Origin of the sequence: Acidovorax sp. SUPP950 (assembly GCF_030158935.1) — a bacterium.
Classification (GTDB): Bacteria; Pseudomonadota; Gammaproteobacteria; order Burkholderiales; family Burkholderiaceae_C; genus Paracidovorax.
In genome coordinates, this window is record NZ_BQXE01000001.1 from 597,356 (window position 1) to 611,902 (window position 14,547).

General features: G+C 68.9%; 16 protein-coding genes and 1 tRNA gene. 8 read left to right on the plus strand and 9 right to left on the minus strand.

Translation table 11 applies throughout. From position 1 onward, the window contains the following. Positions 1-50 precede the first annotated feature (50 nt). The 5 genes from AVME950_RS02925 (at position 51) to AVME950_RS02945 (ending at position 3,689) form a co-directional block, all read left to right on the plus strand. Positions 51-1,535 (plus strand): protein adenylyltransferase SelO, encoded by a 1,485-nt coding sequence (locus AVME950_RS02925; RefSeq protein ID WP_284428699.1) that lies wholly within the window; start codon positions 51-53, stop codon positions 1,533-1,535. After that, positions 1,532-1,945 (plus strand): peptide-methionine (R)-S-oxide reductase MsrB, encoded by a 414-nt coding sequence (gene msrB / locus AVME950_RS02930; protein WP_272563923.1) that lies wholly within the window; start codon positions 1,532-1,534, stop codon positions 1,943-1,945. The genes AVME950_RS02925 and msrB overlap by 4 nt, the downstream gene beginning before the upstream one ends. A 37-nt stretch (positions 1,946-1,982) precedes the next feature. Beyond that, a complete protein-coding gene (locus tag AVME950_RS02935) occupies positions 1,983-2,570 on the plus strand; it encodes a septation protein A (protein ID WP_284428700.1) in 588 nt (195 codons plus the stop codon). Further along, entirely contained in the window at positions 2,567-2,836 is a 270-nt protein-coding gene (locus tag AVME950_RS02940; RefSeq protein ID WP_284428701.1) for a BolA family protein, read from the plus strand. The genes AVME950_RS02935 and AVME950_RS02940 overlap by 4 nt, the downstream gene beginning before the upstream one ends. Positions 2,837-2,903: 67 nt before the next feature. Then, positions 2,904-3,689, plus strand: a complete 786-nt coding sequence (locus AVME950_RS02945; protein WP_284428702.1) for a foldase protein PrsA — start codon at positions 2,904-2,906, stop codon at positions 3,687-3,689. Positions 3,690-3,799: 110 nt separating this feature from the next. Here the strand turns inward: AVME950_RS02945 and AVME950_RS02950 are convergent, their stop codons facing one another. Further along, positions 3,800-4,597: an acetyltransferase domain-containing protein gene (locus tag AVME950_RS02950; protein ID WP_284428703.1), complete on the minus strand. Its 798-nt coding sequence runs from the start codon at positions 4,595-4,597 to the stop codon at positions 3,800-3,802. A 145-nt stretch (positions 4,598-4,742) separates the two neighbouring features. Here AVME950_RS02950 and AVME950_RS02955 point away from each other — a divergent pair, with 145 nt between their 5' ends. Beyond that, positions 4,743-5,024, plus strand: coding sequence for a hypothetical protein (locus AVME950_RS02955; RefSeq protein WP_284428704.1), 282 nt, complete (start codon positions 4,743-4,745; stop codon positions 5,022-5,024). Between the two features lie 110 nt (positions 5,025-5,134). On the opposite strand, the gene AVME950_RS02960 is transcribed toward AVME950_RS02955, so the two are convergent. Both AVME950_RS02960 and infA read right to left on the minus strand, forming a co-directional pair. After that, a tRNA-Pro gene (locus AVME950_RS02960) sits at positions 5,135-5,211 on the minus strand. 73 nt (positions 5,212-5,284) lie between these two features. After that, complete coding sequence (gene infA / locus AVME950_RS02965; protein WP_092739728.1) at positions 5,285-5,533, minus strand: translation initiation factor IF-1; 249 nt, start codon at positions 5,531-5,533, stop codon at positions 5,285-5,287. 451 nt (positions 5,534-5,984) lie between these two features. On the opposite strand from infA, the gene asd reads away from it, so the two are divergent. Next, the gene (gene asd, locus AVME950_RS02970; RefSeq protein WP_284428705.1) at positions 5,985-6,836 is read left to right on the plus strand and encodes an archaetidylserine decarboxylase; all 852 of its coding nucleotides are present in this window, start codon (positions 5,985-5,987) and stop codon (positions 6,834-6,836) included. Positions 6,837-6,903: 67 nt separating this feature from the next. On the opposite strand, the gene AVME950_RS02975 is transcribed toward asd, so the two are convergent. Continuing rightward, the gene (locus AVME950_RS02975; protein ID WP_284428706.1) at positions 6,904-7,158 is read right to left on the minus strand and encodes a hypothetical protein; all 255 of its coding nucleotides are present in this window, start codon (positions 7,156-7,158) and stop codon (positions 6,904-6,906) included. A 157-nt stretch (positions 7,159-7,315) separates the two neighbouring features. Here AVME950_RS02975 and AVME950_RS02980 point away from each other — a divergent pair, with 157 nt between their 5' ends. Then, complete coding sequence (locus AVME950_RS02980) at positions 7,316-9,262, plus strand: phosphatase PAP2 family protein (protein ID WP_284428707.1); 1,947 nt, start codon at positions 7,316-7,318, stop codon at positions 9,260-9,262. Between the two features lie 66 nt (positions 9,263-9,328). On the opposite strand, the gene hutG is transcribed toward AVME950_RS02980, so the two are convergent. Genes hutG through AVME950_RS03005 form a run of 5 tightly spaced genes read right to left on the minus strand, consistent with a single transcriptional unit; the run spans position 9,329 to position 14,519 of the window. Continuing rightward, positions 9,329-10,153: an N-formylglutamate deformylase gene (gene hutG, locus AVME950_RS02985; RefSeq protein ID WP_284428708.1), complete on the minus strand. Its 825-nt coding sequence runs from the start codon at positions 10,151-10,153 to the stop codon at positions 9,329-9,331. Between the two features lie 50 nt (positions 10,154-10,203). Then, on the minus strand, positions 10,204-11,670 hold the full coding sequence (locus AVME950_RS02990; protein WP_284428709.1) for a formimidoylglutamate deiminase: 1,467 nt from the start codon (positions 11,668-11,670) through the stop codon (positions 10,204-10,206). Between the two features lie 58 nt (positions 11,671-11,728). Further along, on the minus strand, positions 11,729-12,991 hold the full coding sequence (gene hutI, locus AVME950_RS02995) for an imidazolonepropionase (protein WP_284428710.1): 1,263 nt from the start codon (positions 12,989-12,991) through the stop codon (positions 11,729-11,731). Positions 12,992-13,038: 47 nt separating this feature from the next. Then, on the minus strand, positions 13,039-13,659 hold the full coding sequence (locus tag AVME950_RS03000) for a HutD/Ves family protein (protein WP_272563934.1): 621 nt from the start codon (positions 13,657-13,659) through the stop codon (positions 13,039-13,041). Beyond that, complete coding sequence (locus AVME950_RS03005; RefSeq protein WP_284428711.1) at positions 13,656-14,519, minus strand: phytanoyl-CoA dioxygenase family protein; 864 nt, start codon at positions 14,517-14,519, stop codon at positions 13,656-13,658. The genes AVME950_RS03000 and AVME950_RS03005 overlap by 4 nt, the downstream gene beginning before the upstream one ends. Between the last annotated feature and the right edge of the window lie 28 nt (positions 14,520-14,547).

Sequence of the window (14,547 nt, forward strand, 5' to 3'; positions counted from 1 at the left end):
CCAAGCCCCCTCGCCGCGCGTGGCAAAGCGGGTCGGAGACAATTCGGCAGATGAACGCCCCCCTTCCCACCGCCGCGACGGCGCCCGCGTCCGGCCTCGAATGGCGCAACGGCTTTGCAGCGCTGGGCCCGGATTTCTTCACCGAACTGGTGCCCACCCCCCTCCCCGCCCCGCACTGGGTGGCCACGAGCCTGGATGCCGCTCAGCAGCTGGGCGTGCCCGCCGCCTGGCTGGCCTCCGACGCGGCGCTGCAGGTGTGTTCGGGCAACGCGCTGCTGTCGGGCATGCAGCCATTGGCCACGGTGTACAGCGGCCACCAGTTCGGGGTCTGGGCGGGGCAACTGGGCGATGGCCGCGCCATCCTGCTGGGCGAGACCGACGGCGGCCTGGAGGTACAGCTCAAGGGAGCCGGGCGCACGCCGTATTCGCGGGGGGGCGATGGCCGTGCCGTGCTGCGCTCGAGCATCCGCGAATTCCTGTGCAGCGAAGCCATGCATGCGCTGGGCGTGCCCACCACGCGGGCGCTGGCCCTGACCGGCTCGCCCGCCCCGGTGCAGCGCGAGGTGGTGGAGACCGCCGCCGTCGTGACCCGCACCGCGCCGAGCTTCATCCGCTTCGGGCACTTCGAGCACTTCGCGGCACGCGACCTGCTGCCGCAGCTGCGCACGCTGGCCGACTACGTCATCGACCGCTACTACCCCGAGTGCCGTGGCCCGGATGCGCCGGGCGGCAACCCCTACGCCGCCCTGCTCCAGGCGGTGAGCGAGCGCACGGCGGAACTGCTCGCCCACTGGCAGGCGCAGGGCTTTTGCCACGGGGTGATGAACACCGACAACATGAGCATCCTGGGCCTCACGATCGACTACGGGCCCTTCCAGTTCCTCGACGCGTTCGTGCCGGGCCATGTGTGCAACCACAGCGACACGCAGGGCCGCTACGCCTTCAACCGCCAGCCCAACGTGGCCTACTGGAACCTGTTCCGGCTGGGCCAGGCGCTGCTGCCGCTGATCGAGGACGTGGCGCTGGCGCAAGCAGCGCTCGCGTCCTACCAGACCGTGTTCCCGGCCGCGTTCCTGCAGCGCATGCGCGGCAAGCTCGGCCTGCAGGCCGTCCACGACGGCGACGCTGCGCTGGTGGACGGCCTGCTCAACCTGCTCGCCCAAGGCGGGGTCGACTACCCCATCTTCTGGCGGCGCCTGTCGCATGCCGTGGCCAGCGGCGACTTCGAACCCGTGCGCGACCTGTTCATCGACCGGGCGGGCTGGGAGGCGTGGTTGCTATCATTTTCAGAGCACCCAGGACAATCAAATCACCGGCATATGGCCGATTCGATGCTGAAATGCAATCCGAAATTCGTGCTGCGCAACCACCTGGGCGAGCAGGCCATCCGCGCGGCCACGCAAGGCGACTTCGCGCCGCTTCACACCCTGCAGGCCCTGCTGGCCGAACCGTTCGACGAACACTCGGGCCACGAGTCCTGGGCCGACTTCCCGCCCGACTGGGCTTCCTCCATCGAAATCAGCTGCTCATCATGACCTTTCCCATCAAAAAGACCGATGCCGAATGGCAGGCCCTGCTGCAGAGCAAAGGCGCCGAGCCCGTCGCCTGGCAAGTCACCCGCCACGCCGCCACCGAGCGCCCGTTCACCGGCAAGTACGAAGCGCACTGGGCCGACGGCAGCTACCACTGCGTGTGCTGCGGCGCCAAGCTGTTCGACTCCGGCACCAAATTCGACGCCGGCTGCGGCTGGCCCAGCTTTTCCGAGGCGGTGCCGGGCTCGATCAAGGAGATCGTGGACCGCAGCCATGGCATGGTCCGGACGGAGACGGTTTGTGCACAATGCGGGGCCCACCTCGGCCACGTGTTCGAGGACGGCCCCGCCTCCACCGGCCTGCGCTACTGCATGAACTCCGCATCGCTCGATTTCGAGCCCGGCTCCTCCTGAACGGCGGCAACGCCCGCCCACGCTCCAGCCCTCCCCCATGAAACTGCTGATCGACTTCTTTCCCATCATCCTGTTCTTCGCGGCCTTCAAGCTGTGGGGCATCTACACGGCCACGGCCGTGGCCATCGCCGCCACCGTGCTGCAGATCGGCTACCTGCGGTACAAGAACGGCAAGGTCGAGCCCATGCAGTGGGTGAGCCTGGGCGTCATCGTGGTGTTCGGCGGCGCCACGCTGCTCTCGCACAGCGAAACCTTCATCAAGTGGAAGCCCACCGTGCTGTACTGGCTGATGGGCTCGGCGCTGCTGATCGGCCAGCTGTTCTTCCGCAAGAACCTGATCCGCTCCCTGATGGGCGCGCAGATGGAATTGCCCGACGCCGCCTGGCGCACCGTGAACTGGAGCTGGACCGGGTTCTTCGCCGTGATGGGTCTGGTCAACCTGTGGGTGGCCTACCGCTTCGACACCGACACCTGGGTCAACTTCAAGCTGTTCGGCGGCATCGGGCTGATGGCGGTGTTCGTCATCGGCCAGGCTTTGTACCTGAGCCGCTATATGAAGGAAGACGACACCAAGGCCGTGCCCAAGACCACGCCTGAGGCGGCCCGCAAGGACGTGCAGCCATGACGGCGCTGGCCATCACCGCCGAGGCCATGGAGGCCCGGCTGCGGGAGCGGCTGAACCCTTCCGCGCTGCAGGTGCTGGACGAAAGCGCCGCCCACGCAGGCCATGTGGGGGCCAACGGAACGGGTTTCGGCACCCATTTCCGGGTGCGGATTTCGTCACCTTTGTTTACAGGCAAACCCCGCGTGGCACAACATCGCCTTGTGTATGATGCGCTGCAAGAATTTATTGACCAGGGCGCTCACGCCATAGCCATTGAAGTTCTTTGATCCGGCCCTATTTGTCGGACTTGCGGCTCAAACGGCTGCAACTCATTTCCTTTTTGTGGACTCCCCAATGAAGAAAAAGCTCTTGTCCGGCCTCGTGGCCGCTGCCGTGCTGGGCGCGACGGCCTTTCCCGTCTACGCTCAAAACCTCGCCGTTGTGAATGGCAAGGCCGTTCCCAAGGAACGCGCCGAGGTCCTGAAGCAGCAAGTGGAACGCTCCGGCCGCCCCGTGACCCCCGAGGTCGAAGGCCAGATCAAGGAAGAAGTGATCGCCCGCGAAATCTTCTTGCAGGAAGCCCAGAAGCGCGGCCTCGAAGCCTCGCCCGACTACAAGGTCCAGATGGAACTGGCCCGCCAGACCATCCTGATCCGCGAACTGTTCGCCGACTACCAAAAGGCCAACCCCGTCACCGACGCCGAAATCCAGGCCGAATACGACAAGTTCGTTGCCGCCAACACCGGCAAGGAATACAAGGCCAGCCACATCCTGGTGGAAAAGGAAGACCAGGCCAAGGCCATCATCGCGTCCATCAAGAAGGGCGCCAAGTTTGAAGACATCGCCAAGAAGCAGTCCAAGGACCCCGGATCCGGCGCCCGTGGCGGCGACCTGGACTGGTCGGCTCCGAGCAGCTACGTGGCCGAGTTCACCGAAGCGCTGGTCAAGCTGAACAAGGGCCAGATGACCCAGACGCCGGTCAAGACCCAGTTCGGTTGGCACATCATCCGCCTGGACGATGTGCGCGAAGCCAAGCTGCCCAAGCTGGAAGAAGTGAAGCCCCAGGTGGCGCAGCAACTGCAGCAGCAGAAGCTGGCGAAGTTCCAGGAAGAACTGCGCACGAAGGCCAAGATCGAATAATCGCTCTTAGCCGGCGGATTGGCAGTCACCTGCCGAGCCGACACGCTCTCGTCTCGACGCGGCCTCACGGGCCGCGTTCTGCTTTTGGGACCGGGCCTTTTCCCCTTTTCCTAGGAACGGCCCAGTACCCAGGATGCCGCCATGAGCAGGCCGATCATGACTGGCTGGTGCAGCATGTAATAGCTCAAGCTCCAGCGCCCCAGCACCGCCAGCGGCGACAGCCCCCGGGGCAGAGTGGCCATCATCCATTGTGGGCGCTGTTGCAGCACCCATTGCCCGCTCGCCAGGCCCCACCACATCACGCCCAGCCAGGGCAGCACCGGCACGTAGTCTTCGGTGAAAGGCTTGCGCGACACCAGTCCCAGCCAGTTGAGCGCATAGCCGTTGAACGTGGGCGCCCCGGCCGCCAGCGGCCCCTCCGTCAGCGCCCACCCTGCGACAGAGGGAAGTGCCACGGCCATCGCGCCGGCAGGCCAGAGCCAGGCGCCCCACCCCGCCGTGCATCGCGCGACGAGGAGCATGGCGGCCATCCCGTGCAAGACGCCGAAATGGATGAAGCTCTGCGGAAACATCAGGGATGACCCTGCGGTGACCAGCAGGGCGCATCCCACGATCTGCAGCCAGCGCTTGAAGAAGCGGGCCCATCCGAGGCCCTGCTGCCAAGCCAGTGCCTGCCCCAGCCCCGCGCAAAAGAGAAAGAGCGCCACGATGGCTGTCCGCTGGGTCGTCCAGAAAGGATCGGCACGGAAATTCTGCGGCCAGTACCCAAAGTGGCTGAGGTCGAAACAGAAATGGAAGACCGTCATCCACACCATGGCCACGCCCCGCAAGGCGTCCACGCCCTCCATGCGCGCCCCGCCGGTGCGCGTAGAAGAGCCAAAGGGGGAAAACGGACGGGACGTTGCCATGTGCTTTGGAAGAGTGGGAAATGGTGGAGCGATCGGTCCAGGCGCTGCCATGGCTGAGCCTCAGGGTGGGCCTACCGTGGTGCTGGATGCAATTTCAGCTTGTTGGCCTTATGGCCCCGTTCTAGCATGGGACCGAGGAGGCATTATGGACAATCATCCACAAGCAGAAATAGAACTGCTGCGCGAGGAAATCAGAACGCTCAAAAGCGCACTCGCCAACGTCACGACCCAGGTGCAACCGCTGAATATGCTGGCCCAGGCCCTGGTGATATTGCACCAGGAGCCTGCAGCATTGCGCATGGTGTTCGAGCATGCGACTCCCGAAGCCAGCGCGCCGGATTTACCCTTCCTCATGGAAGAGGAAGAAGCGGAGCGGTTGGCACACCAGCGCGAATGGATCCTGAGACTGCTCCGCACCCGGGGCTGACCTTCTCGCGCCTGCCATGGACGCGGGAAACTGCAGCAAAGGAAATACTGGAGAGGGAAATTCAAAAAGACAAAAGGGGTCAGGTCAAATGACCTAACCCCTTGAATCAATGGTCGGAGCGGCGGGATTCGAACTCGCGACCCTCTGCTCCCAAAGCAGATGCGCTACCAGGCTGCGCTACGCTCCGACAACTAGTATTCTAACCCTGCATCACAGCCGTATTTGGAAGATTCAAGGAAATTTGCCAGTTTTTTTCCAAATCACCGCGACGAAGGACCCGGGCCACGGCCTGGGAGGTGGCGGAAGGTGATGCGGCCCTTGGACAGGTCGTAGGGGGACATTTCCAGCGAGACCTTGTCGCCGGCAAGAATGCGGATGTGGTGCTTGCGCATCTTGCCGCCGGTGTAGGCGATCAGTTGATGGCCATTGTCCAGCGTGACGCGAAAGCGGGAATCGGGCAGGACTTCCGTCACGGAGCCCTGCATTTCAATCAGTTCTTCTTTGGCCATGATTTCAAGTCAATCTTCAAACAGTAATAGGAGGTATCGGGGCCTGCGCGAAACTGCAACCGGAATGTCGGCCCATCTCGCAAGAGATCCAGGCGCGGTGCACAGCAAGCGGGGGTGGTCACTGCGCCCCATGGCGCATCGGTCGGAAAAGGCCGGCGGGGCGGCTTCCACACACAGCAGCGGCAGCGAGGCGCTGCGCAAAACCGCACCATTGTAACGTAGTAAGGAATCGTGTGGAATAGTGCCGATACACCACTGCGCCGCTCCCCGGCCCATGCACCGGGCCGGTTGCACCCCGTGGTTATGGCTTCGATTTGACAGCAGCCCCGACTGACTTCGTTTCGGCATCTGGCGCCAGATGGCCTGCGCATGCAGCGTCAAGGCGCACGGCGGGGCCCCGCAGGCGCGCTCGGTAGAATGCCTCGCACCCCAACCGCTCAGGAAGTCCACCTTGTCAGACCGCCTTGCCGTACTGCCTCAATATCTACTTCCCAAACAGGCGCTGACGGCGCTGGCGGGGCGGCTTGCACGGGCGCAGGGCGGCCCCCGCACCACGGCCGCGATCGAGCGTTTCATTGCCCGTTACCGGGTGGACATGAGCGAGGCGGTCGAGCCCCGCCCGGCCGCATACGCCACGTTCAACGACTTCTTCACCCGCGCCCTGCGTCCCGGTGTGCGCCCGCTCGCCGCGGCGGCCGCGGTCTGCCCGGTGGATGGGGCGATCAGCCAGTTCGGTCCCATCGACCAGGACCAGATCTTCCAGGCCAAGGGCCACCGCTACTCGACCACGGCCCTGGTGGGCGGCGATGCGGCGCTGGCCGCGCAGTTCGACAACGGCAGCTTCGCAACCATCTACCTGAGCCCCCGCGACTACCACCGCATCCACATGCCCTGCGACGGCACCTTGCTGCGCATGGTGCATGTGCCGGGCGACCTTTTTTCGGTGAACCCGGTCACTGCGCGGGGCGTGCCCGGCCTGTTCGCGCGCAACGAGCGCGTGGTGTGCGTGTTCGACACGCCTTTGGGAAAGATGGTGCTCGTGCTGGTGGGCGCGACCATCGTGGGCAGCATGGCCACGGTGTGGCACGGTCAGGTCAACCCGCCGCGCAGCGGCGAGCTGCGCCACTGGGACTATGCCGACCGGCAGATCGTGCTGCGCCAGGGCGAGGAAATGGGCCGCTTCCTGCTGGGCTCCACCGTGGTGCTTCTGTTTCAGCGCGGTGCGGTGCGGTTTTCGGAGCAATGGGCCCCTGCCCGGCCCGTGCGGCTGGGCGAGGCGATGGCCGAGCAGTCGGCCGGCTGAGCGATTGGATGACCCAGGCCTGAGTCGGCCTGCCCGGCTCCTGCATGAAGCGGGATACCGGGAGACTTCAGCGCTTGCGCACGGTGGTGAACGCGCTGGGTGCCAGGAAGAGCCGGCTGGGGGAGACGGACGCCTCGTGGCCCACGAGGTAGATGGCCAGTTCCTGGCGGCGCAAGGCCACGTGGCTCACGGTTTCCCACTGGTCGCCCATGCGCACCGCGGTGCCGGGCCGAAACAGCGGCATGTGAAAGAACTCTCCCCATCCAGGCAGGGCTGCGGGCTTTTCCGCGACCGCAGGCGCGAGGGTGGGGGCAATGTCCATGGCGCATGCTACTCCGCCGCGGCCCTTTGCGGGGAAATGATTGGCGTGCGGCGTCATGGCGCTGTCACAGCGCGACCCTAGAGTGCAGCCGCAGCAGGCCGCGAGCGGCCTGCGCGCACCCGTTTTCGCCCTCGCCTTTCCAACCTGCCTGCTCCCCATGACGCTGCCCCTGCCCCGACGCACCCTGATCCTGGCGCTTGCCGCCGCATTCGCGCTCTCCGCCTGTGGCGGCGGGGGTTCCGATGCCGCACCACCGGATGCGCCGCGCGGCCTGGGGTATGCCGATTCGGCGCCGGTGCCCAATGAATCGACCACGCCCGCGTTCGTGGACTTCGCCTTCACCAACCAGCGCGGCGATGCCCGCTACGCCACGCTGGCCACCAACGCCGGCGTTCGGGTGCTGTCAGGCTTTCTCGACATCTGGAAACCCAGCACGCTGCTGGTGGATGCCGGCGTCACGGCCGATGCCAACGGCGCCTTCCCCGCGATCAAGCCGGCAGCCTGGACCGGCATTCCCGGCGACGCGACCGACGGCACGGTGCTGAACGCGCAGGTGCACACCCGCAACATCCAGTACGTGGTGGACGCCACGGCGCGCCGCACCGCGGCCCAGGAACGCCTGGCCTACGAAGACGACCGGCGCGGCAAGGCCTACAGCGTGACCGATGGCCTGGGCCCGTTGACCAATGCATGGCGCACCGCGGCGCAGCAAAAGACCAGCATTTCGGGCATTCCCGCGGATGCGACCACGGTGCTCTACAACGACACCGGCAACAACGCCGGCGTGGGCGGCAGCGCCAATGCGGGCTTCGGCACGGTGGTGGACTTCATCGGCGGCATCGGCGACAACGGCTCGACCGAGCCAGCCAAGCGCTTCTACAAATACGCCCGCCCGTGGCGCTGGAGCGCCAATGTGCAGATCGTGCCGGCCCTGGTGCCCGCCAGGAGCACCACCCCAGCCACCGACGGCGGCTTCACCAGCGGCCACACCGCCGAGGGCGTGCGGGATGCCATTGCCATGGCCTACCTGGTGCCGGAGCGGTTCCAGGAAATGCTGGCGCGCGGGCTGGAGTTGGGCGAAAGCCGCATCCTGGCCGGCATGCACTCGCCCCTGGATGTGATCAGCGGCCGCGTGCACGGCCAGGCCGTGGCTGCCGCCAGCATCGCCACCGGCGCGAACGCGCCGCGCAAGGCCGCTGCCGTGGCCCAGGCCCGCAGCACGCTGATGGCGGCGGTGGGTGCGCGCACGCCGGAGGAATTCCTGCAGATCGCCCATTCGCAGGCCACCACGGCCGACCGTTTCGCCGACCGCGCCACCAACCAGGCCGAGTACCTGCGCCGCATGACGTTCGGCTTCGCCCCCATCGGCGACACCACGCGCCCGGCCGTCGTGCCCAAGAGCGCCGAGGTGCTGCTGGAAACACGCTTCCCCTACCTGGATGCGGGCCAGCGCCGCGTGGTGCTCAAGACCACCGCGATCGCCTCGGGCTACCCAGTGCTGGACGACGCCGAAGGCTGGGGGCGCCTGAACCTGTTCGCGGCCGGCGACGGCTACGGCGCCTTCAACGGCGACGTGGCGGTGACCATGGACGCGGCGCAGGGCGGCTTCAACGCACTGGACGCCTGGCGCAATCCCATTGCGGGCGCCGGCAAGCTCACCAAGCGCGGCAGCGGCACGCTCGTGCTGGCGGGCGCGAACCGCTACACCGGGGGCACGGAAGTGGCCGCGGGCGCCGTGCGGGCCGACAGCAGCAGCGCGCTGGGGCAAGGCGACGTGTACCTGAGCGGCGGCACGCTGATCGGCAACACGTCGGCGGAACTGGCCATCGGCGGCGCCTTCACCCTTGGCAGCAGCAGCACGCTGGAACTGCGCGTGGGCGCCAACGGCGCCGGCCAGCTGCAGGCCGCCGGCCCGGTCACGCTGGCGGGCACCCTGCGCATCGCCTTCCGCTCGGGCTTCACGCCAACGATCGGATCGACCCTCACGCTGGTGCGTGGCGCCCCGGTGCGCGGGACGTTCGGCAGCATCACGGTCAACGGCTTCAAGGTCACGCCCATCTATCTGGACGACTCCGTGCAGCTTCGGATCGACGCGGCGGCCTGACGCCGCGGGCGCCCCGCCGCCCTTCCCCCGGTGCGGCGGGCGCGGACCGGCCGCTCCTGGCGGGCCTTACGCCCGCACCCGGGTGCGGGCAAATTGCAGCGCCGCCTCCAGCATGCGGTGCAGCACGGGCTGCACGCCGGCCGCCACCTCGGGCAGGTAGTGGAACGGCAAGGCTTCCTGCATGTAGCTGCACTGCGTCATCTCCAGCTGCACCGCGTGCACGTTGCGCGCGGGATCGCCGTAGTGCCGCGTGATGTGGCCGCCCTTGAACCGGCCGTTGAGCACCGCGGTGTACGCCGGGTCGGACTGCCCGATGCGCAGCAGCGCCTGCGCCAGCGCCGGGTCGCAGCTGGCCCCTTCGGCCGTGCCCAGGTTCAGGTCCGGCAGCTTGCCCGCGAAGAACCTCGGCAGCACGGAGCGGATGGAATGCGCATCCCACAGCATGGCCACGCCATGGGCGGCGCGCAGGCGCTCCAGCTCGGCGGCCAGCTGCGCGTGGTACGGCGCCCAGATGGCATCGCGGCGCGCGGCGATCTCGGCGTCGTCCGGCGCATCGCCCGCCTCCGCGTAGATCGGCGTGTCGTCGAAGGTGTCCACCGGGCAAAGGCCGGTGACGCTCTGGCCGGGGTACAGGCTGGCGCCGTCCGGCGGCCGGTTCAGGTCGATCACATAGCGCGAGTGCGTGGCCACCAGGATCGAGGCGCCGAGGTCGCGGGCAAAGCCGTAGAGCCGCTCCAGGTGCCAGTCCGTGTCCGGCACCTGGCGGGCCTCGTCGGTGAAGCGCGCGGCGATGTCCGGGGGCACATGCGTGCCCACGTGGGGCATGGACACGAGCAGCGGCGCGGTGCCCTGGTGGAAGGTGAAGGGTGGCGGGGAATGGGTGGCGGTCATGCGATCGGGTCTGCGTTGGGGGCTTCGAAAGCCGAGGGCCGGCCGGTCGGTCAATGCCCGGCGCGGGTGATGGTGGCCGTGCGGGCCGCCACGAAGGCGGCGGCGGCACGGTCGTGCAGCGCGTGGCGCCCCGCAACGACGCGCGGCGTGCCGGCGGTCCAGAGGCTGTGCAGCGCCGAGGTGCGATGGCTGCCGAACACGTGCGCGCCCAGCATGCTGTCGGGCGGCAGGCCCTGCAGCGCGATGTGCTGCGCATCGAGCGCCACCAGATCGGCACGCTCGCCCACCGCGATGCCGGCCGGAGCGCCGGGCGTGCACCGGCCGCTGGCCTGCGCCCCGCCCTGCACTGCCTGCAGCGCCATGGCGGTGGCGACCTCGGGGTGGGCGCGGCTGGCCAGCACGTTGCGCTGGCGCAGGGACAGGCGCTGCCCGTATTCGAGCAGCATCAGCTCTTCCGCCGCGTTCACGCAGGCATGGCTGTCGGAGCCCACGCCCCAGCGGCCGCCGTCCGCCAGCCAGCGCGGCAAGTTGAACAGACCATCGCCCAAGTTGGCCTCGGTGGTGGGGCACAGGCCGGCCACCGCGCCGGTGCGGGCGGCGCGCGCGTATTCGTCGGGCGTCATGTGGGTGGCATGCACCAGGCACCAGCGCGCATCGACCGGCGCATGCTCCAGCAGCCATTGCACCGGGCGCTGGCCGCTCCAGGCGATGCAGTCGTCCACCTCCTGCGTCTGTTCGGCGATGTGGATGTGCACCGGCGCCGCCGGGCTCAGGGCGGTGAGGCCTTCGACCGCAATGCGCAGGCTGTCGGGCGGCACGGCGCGCAGCGAATGCGGGGCCAGGCCCAGGATGCCGCCCTGCGCGGCCACCACGGGCGCCAGGCGCTCCAGCAGCGCAAGCATGCTGTCGGTGCTGCGGATGAAGCGGCGCTGGTCCTCGCGCGGGGCGCGGCCGCCGAAGCCGCTGGCCTGGTAGAGCACCGGCAGCAAGGTGATGCCGATGCCCGCGGCCTGGGCGGCGCGCAGCAGCGCGAGCGACATGGCGGCATCGTCGGCATAGGGCTGGCCTGCCGCGTCGTGGTGCACGTAATGGAACTCGCACACCGCGGTGTAGCCCGCCTCCAGCATCTCGACATAGAGCCAGGTGGCGATCGCCTCCAGGTGCTCGGGCGTGGTGCGCGCGGCAAAGCGGTACATGAGGTTGCGCCAGCTCCAGAAGCTGTCCTGCCCGCCGTCGGGCTGGGGCGCGCGGTATTCGGTCAACCCGGCGAAGGCACGCTGAAAGGCGTGCGAATGCAGGTTGGGCATGCCGGGAAGGACCGGGCCCGGCGCACGCGGCGCGGTGCCGGCGGCGCTGCCCGGCGCCACCGCGGTGAGCCGGCCCGCGGCATCCCACTGCAGCAGCACGTCGCGCGCCCAGCCGCCGGGCAACAAGGCGTCCTGCGCGAACAGGGCGCCAGCGGGAGGCGTCCGCGGCGCAGAGGACTCGGCAGGCGGGGATGGAACGGTGGTGCGCATCAGTCAATGGCCTCGGGGCAGATGGGAAAAGAGAAAAAGGATTGGGGCCACCGGTGCATCAAGCCGCCGCCCGGGCGATGCGCCCCTGCCGCACGATGGTGTGCGCCGGCTTGTGCCCGAACCAGTAGGCCAGCTCCGCGGCCTCCTTGAAGGGCCACAGCACGAAGTTCGCCGGCCGCCCCGCGGCAATCAGTCCGTGCGAATCCTGCAGCCCCAGCGCGCGCGCGGCATGGGTGGTGATGCCGGCCAGCGCCTCGGGCACGGTCAGGCGAAACAGCGTGCACGCCATGTTGGCCATGAGCAGCAGGCTCAAAGCGGGCGAGGTGCCGGGGTTGTGGTCGGTGGAGACGGCCATGGGCACGCCGGCCTCGCGCAGCAGCGCGATGGGTGGCAGGTGCGTGTCGCGCAGGGTGTAGTAGGCGCCCGGCAGCAGCACGGCCACCGTGCCGGCGGCCCGCATGGCGGCGATGCCCTCGGCGGACAGGTGCTCGATGTGGTCGCACGACAAGGCGCCATAGCGCGCGGCGAGCGCCGCACCGCCCATGTCGGAGAGCTGCTCGGCATGCAGCTTGACCGGCAGGCCCAGCCGCTGCGCCGCCTGAAAGACCTGCTCGGTCTCGGCCAGCGAGAAGGCGATGCGCTCGCAGAACACATCCACCGCATCGACCAGCCCTTCCGCCGCGAGCGCGGGCAGCATCTCCTGGCACACGTGGTCGATGTAGTCCTGGCTGCGGCCGGCGTATTCGGGCGGCAGCGCGTGCGCGCCCAGGAACGTGGTGCGCACCGTGGTGCCGGTGGCCTCGCCCAGGCGCCGGGCCGCGCGCAGCTGCTTGCGCTCGTGCGCGGTCGCCAGGCCGTAGCCGGACTTGATTTCGATGGCGCACACGCCTTCGTCGAGCAGCGCCGACAGGCGCGGCAGGGCGAGGTCGAACAATTCGTCTTCGCTGGCCTCGCGCGTGGCCCGCACCGAGGCGACGATGCCGCCGCCGGCCCGGGCGACTTCCTCGTACGAGGCGCCGGCCAGCCGCATGGCGAACTCGTTGGCGCGCTGCCCGCCGTAGACGAGGTGGGTGTGGCAGTCCACCAGCCCGGGCGTGGCCAGCGCGCCGCGCGCGGCGTGGCGCGGCAAGGCGGCATGGGCCGCGGGCACGGCGGCCTCCGGGCCCACCCAGCGCACCACGCCCTGCTCCACCACCAGCGCCGCCGGCACACCGTCGGGCACCGGCACGTCGGCCACCGCCAGCCCGGGCGCCAGGTGCAGGGTGTGCCAGACCCCGTCGGCGCTGGGGGCGTGGGCGAAGTCCTGGTGCGGCACGGTCATGCGATTCTCCCTTTTGCTATTAAATGCATAGCAGTATGCCCTAGTGATTATTGTGCCAGCGCCCGATTTGGCTGAAACCCTGGCACCAGCGCCACCCAGGCGATGGCCGGCGCGTCGGCCCCGCCGGCCTGCGGCTGGAGCGCGGCGCAGGCGCCAGCGGGCGCGGCGGCGGCCCACCACAGGCCCTGCCCTGGCCCGAAGACCTCGCCGCCCCGATGCCACCGGCCCGACAGCACCATGCACAGGCCCGCGGGCGTGCTGCCCGGCACGCACGCGTTCTGCAGCACCTGCACCGCGCCCTGCCAGCGGCCATGCCGCAGCATCAGGTTGAAGTCGGTCGAGGCGCCGCCCAGCGGGATGCAGTCGATGGCCTGGTCGCCCGCGAACGCCACGGGCTGCCAGCGCTCGTCCAGCGCATGGTCGATGCCCTCGTCCTCGGCGCGCAGGCGCACGCCGGCCCCGTCCAGCAGCATGATCTGGCGCTGCACGCCCTGGAAGGCCGAGAACGGCCCGGGCGCCGCGATGGTGGCCACGCTCACGCGCCACTCGAAGGCGTCCATGCCGGCGCCCGGCGGCCAGCAGGCCAGCTCGCGCGTGTCGCCGCCGCCGTTCTTCCACGGGGTGGGCGCGATGGCCGACAGGTCGAACCGCTGCAGCGCCGCCGTCATCCCGCCTCCCCCACCAGCAGCGGAAAGAGCGGGTGCGCCATGGGTGCGCCGGCCGGCAACGTGTCGGCCAGGCCCGGGAAATCGGGCGAGGTCTTCCAGGCGCGCGGCGCATGGCGCGTGTCGTCGCCCAGAAAGCGCACCGAGAACACGCGGCGACGCTGCGGCCCGGGCACACCGCCCGAGGCATGCAGGGCCAGCATGTGAAAGCACACCACGTCGCCGGGCGCGATCTCCCAGCCCAGGATGGGAAACGCCGCGCGGTCGGCCTCGATGTCGGGCAGCTCGGCCAGCGAGCCTTCGGGAAACCACCGCGCCTGCTGGTCCATGAAGGTGCGCGGCATCCGCCACGGCCCCCGGTGCGAGCCGGCCACGAACTCCAGCGTGGCCTCGCGCGCCACCGGGTCCACGGGAATCCACAGGCTCACGTTCTGCGTGCCGTCGATGTTGTAGTAGGGCTGGTCCTGGTGCCAGGGCGTGCGCTGGCGCGTGCCCGGCTCCTTGACCAGCACATGGTCGTGGTACAGCCGCACGCTGGCCGACTGCATGAGCCGCTGGGCGGCCCAGGCGACGGGCGTTTCGGCGATGAAGCGGCCGAAGGCGGGAATGTCCTGCCAGTTGCAGAAGTCCTCGAAGAACCGGCCCGGATCGTCCGGGCGGCTCGCCACCTTGGCGCGCGGGCTGGGCACGGCCAGGTTGGCGTCGATGCCGCTGCGCAGCAGGGCCACTTCGCCGGGCGTGAGCAACTGGCGGATGCACACCGCGCCGTCGCGCGCGAAGTCGGCCACGAGGGCGTCGGTCACGCGCTCGCGCAGCCGCTGCTGCAGGTCGCGCGGGGGCACCAGGGGGGTGGAAAGCGTCATGGCGAAGGCCTCACTCTCGGCGGCTCGG

Coding starts and splice junctions, on each gene's coding strand:
- AVME950_RS02925 (WP_284428699.1), top strand. CDS start 51: ATGAACGCCCCCCTTCCCACCGCCGCGACGGCGCCCGCGTCCGGCCTC.
- msrB (WP_272563923.1), top strand. CDS start 1,532: ATGACCTTTCCCATCAAAAAGACCGATGCCGAATGGCAGGCCCTGCTG.
- AVME950_RS02935 (WP_284428700.1), top strand. CDS start 1,983: ATGAAACTGCTGATCGACTTCTTTCCCATCATCCTGTTCTTCGCGGCC.
- AVME950_RS02940 (WP_284428701.1), top strand. CDS start 2,567: ATGACGGCGCTGGCCATCACCGCCGAGGCCATGGAGGCCCGGCTGCGG.
- AVME950_RS02945 (WP_284428702.1), top strand. CDS start 2,904: ATGAAGAAAAAGCTCTTGTCCGGCCTCGTGGCCGCTGCCGTGCTGGGC.
- AVME950_RS02950 (WP_284428703.1), bottom strand. CDS start 4,597: ATGGCAACGTCCCGTCCGTTTTCCCCCTTTGGCTCTTCTACGCGCACC.
- AVME950_RS02955 (WP_284428704.1), top strand. CDS start 4,743: ATGGACAATCATCCACAAGCAGAAATAGAACTGCTGCGCGAGGAAATC.
- infA (WP_092739728.1), bottom strand. CDS start 5,533: ATGGCCAAAGAAGAACTGATTGAAATGCAGGGCTCCGTGACGGAAGTC.
- AVME950_RS02975 (WP_284428706.1), bottom strand. CDS start 7,158: ATGGACATTGCCCCCACCCTCGCGCCTGCGGTCGCGGAAAAGCCCGCA.
- AVME950_RS02980 (WP_284428707.1), top strand. CDS start 7,316: ATGACGCTGCCCCTGCCCCGACGCACCCTGATCCTGGCGCTTGCCGCC.
- hutG (WP_284428708.1), bottom strand. CDS start 10,153: ATGACCGCCACCCATTCCCCGCCACCCTTCACCTTCCACCAGGGCACC.
- AVME950_RS02990 (WP_284428709.1), bottom strand. CDS start 11,670: ATGCGCACCACCGTTCCATCCCCGCCTGCCGAGTCCTCTGCGCCGCGG.
- hutI (WP_284428710.1), bottom strand. CDS start 12,991: ATGACCGTGCCGCACCAGGACTTCGCCCACGCCCCCAGCGCCGACGGG.
- AVME950_RS03000 (WP_272563934.1), bottom strand. CDS start 13,659: ATGACGGCGGCGCTGCAGCGGTTCGACCTGTCGGCCATCGCGCCCACC.
- AVME950_RS03005 (WP_284428711.1), bottom strand. CDS start 14,519: ATGACGCTTTCCACCCCCCTGGTGCCCCCGCGCGACCTGCAGCAGCGG.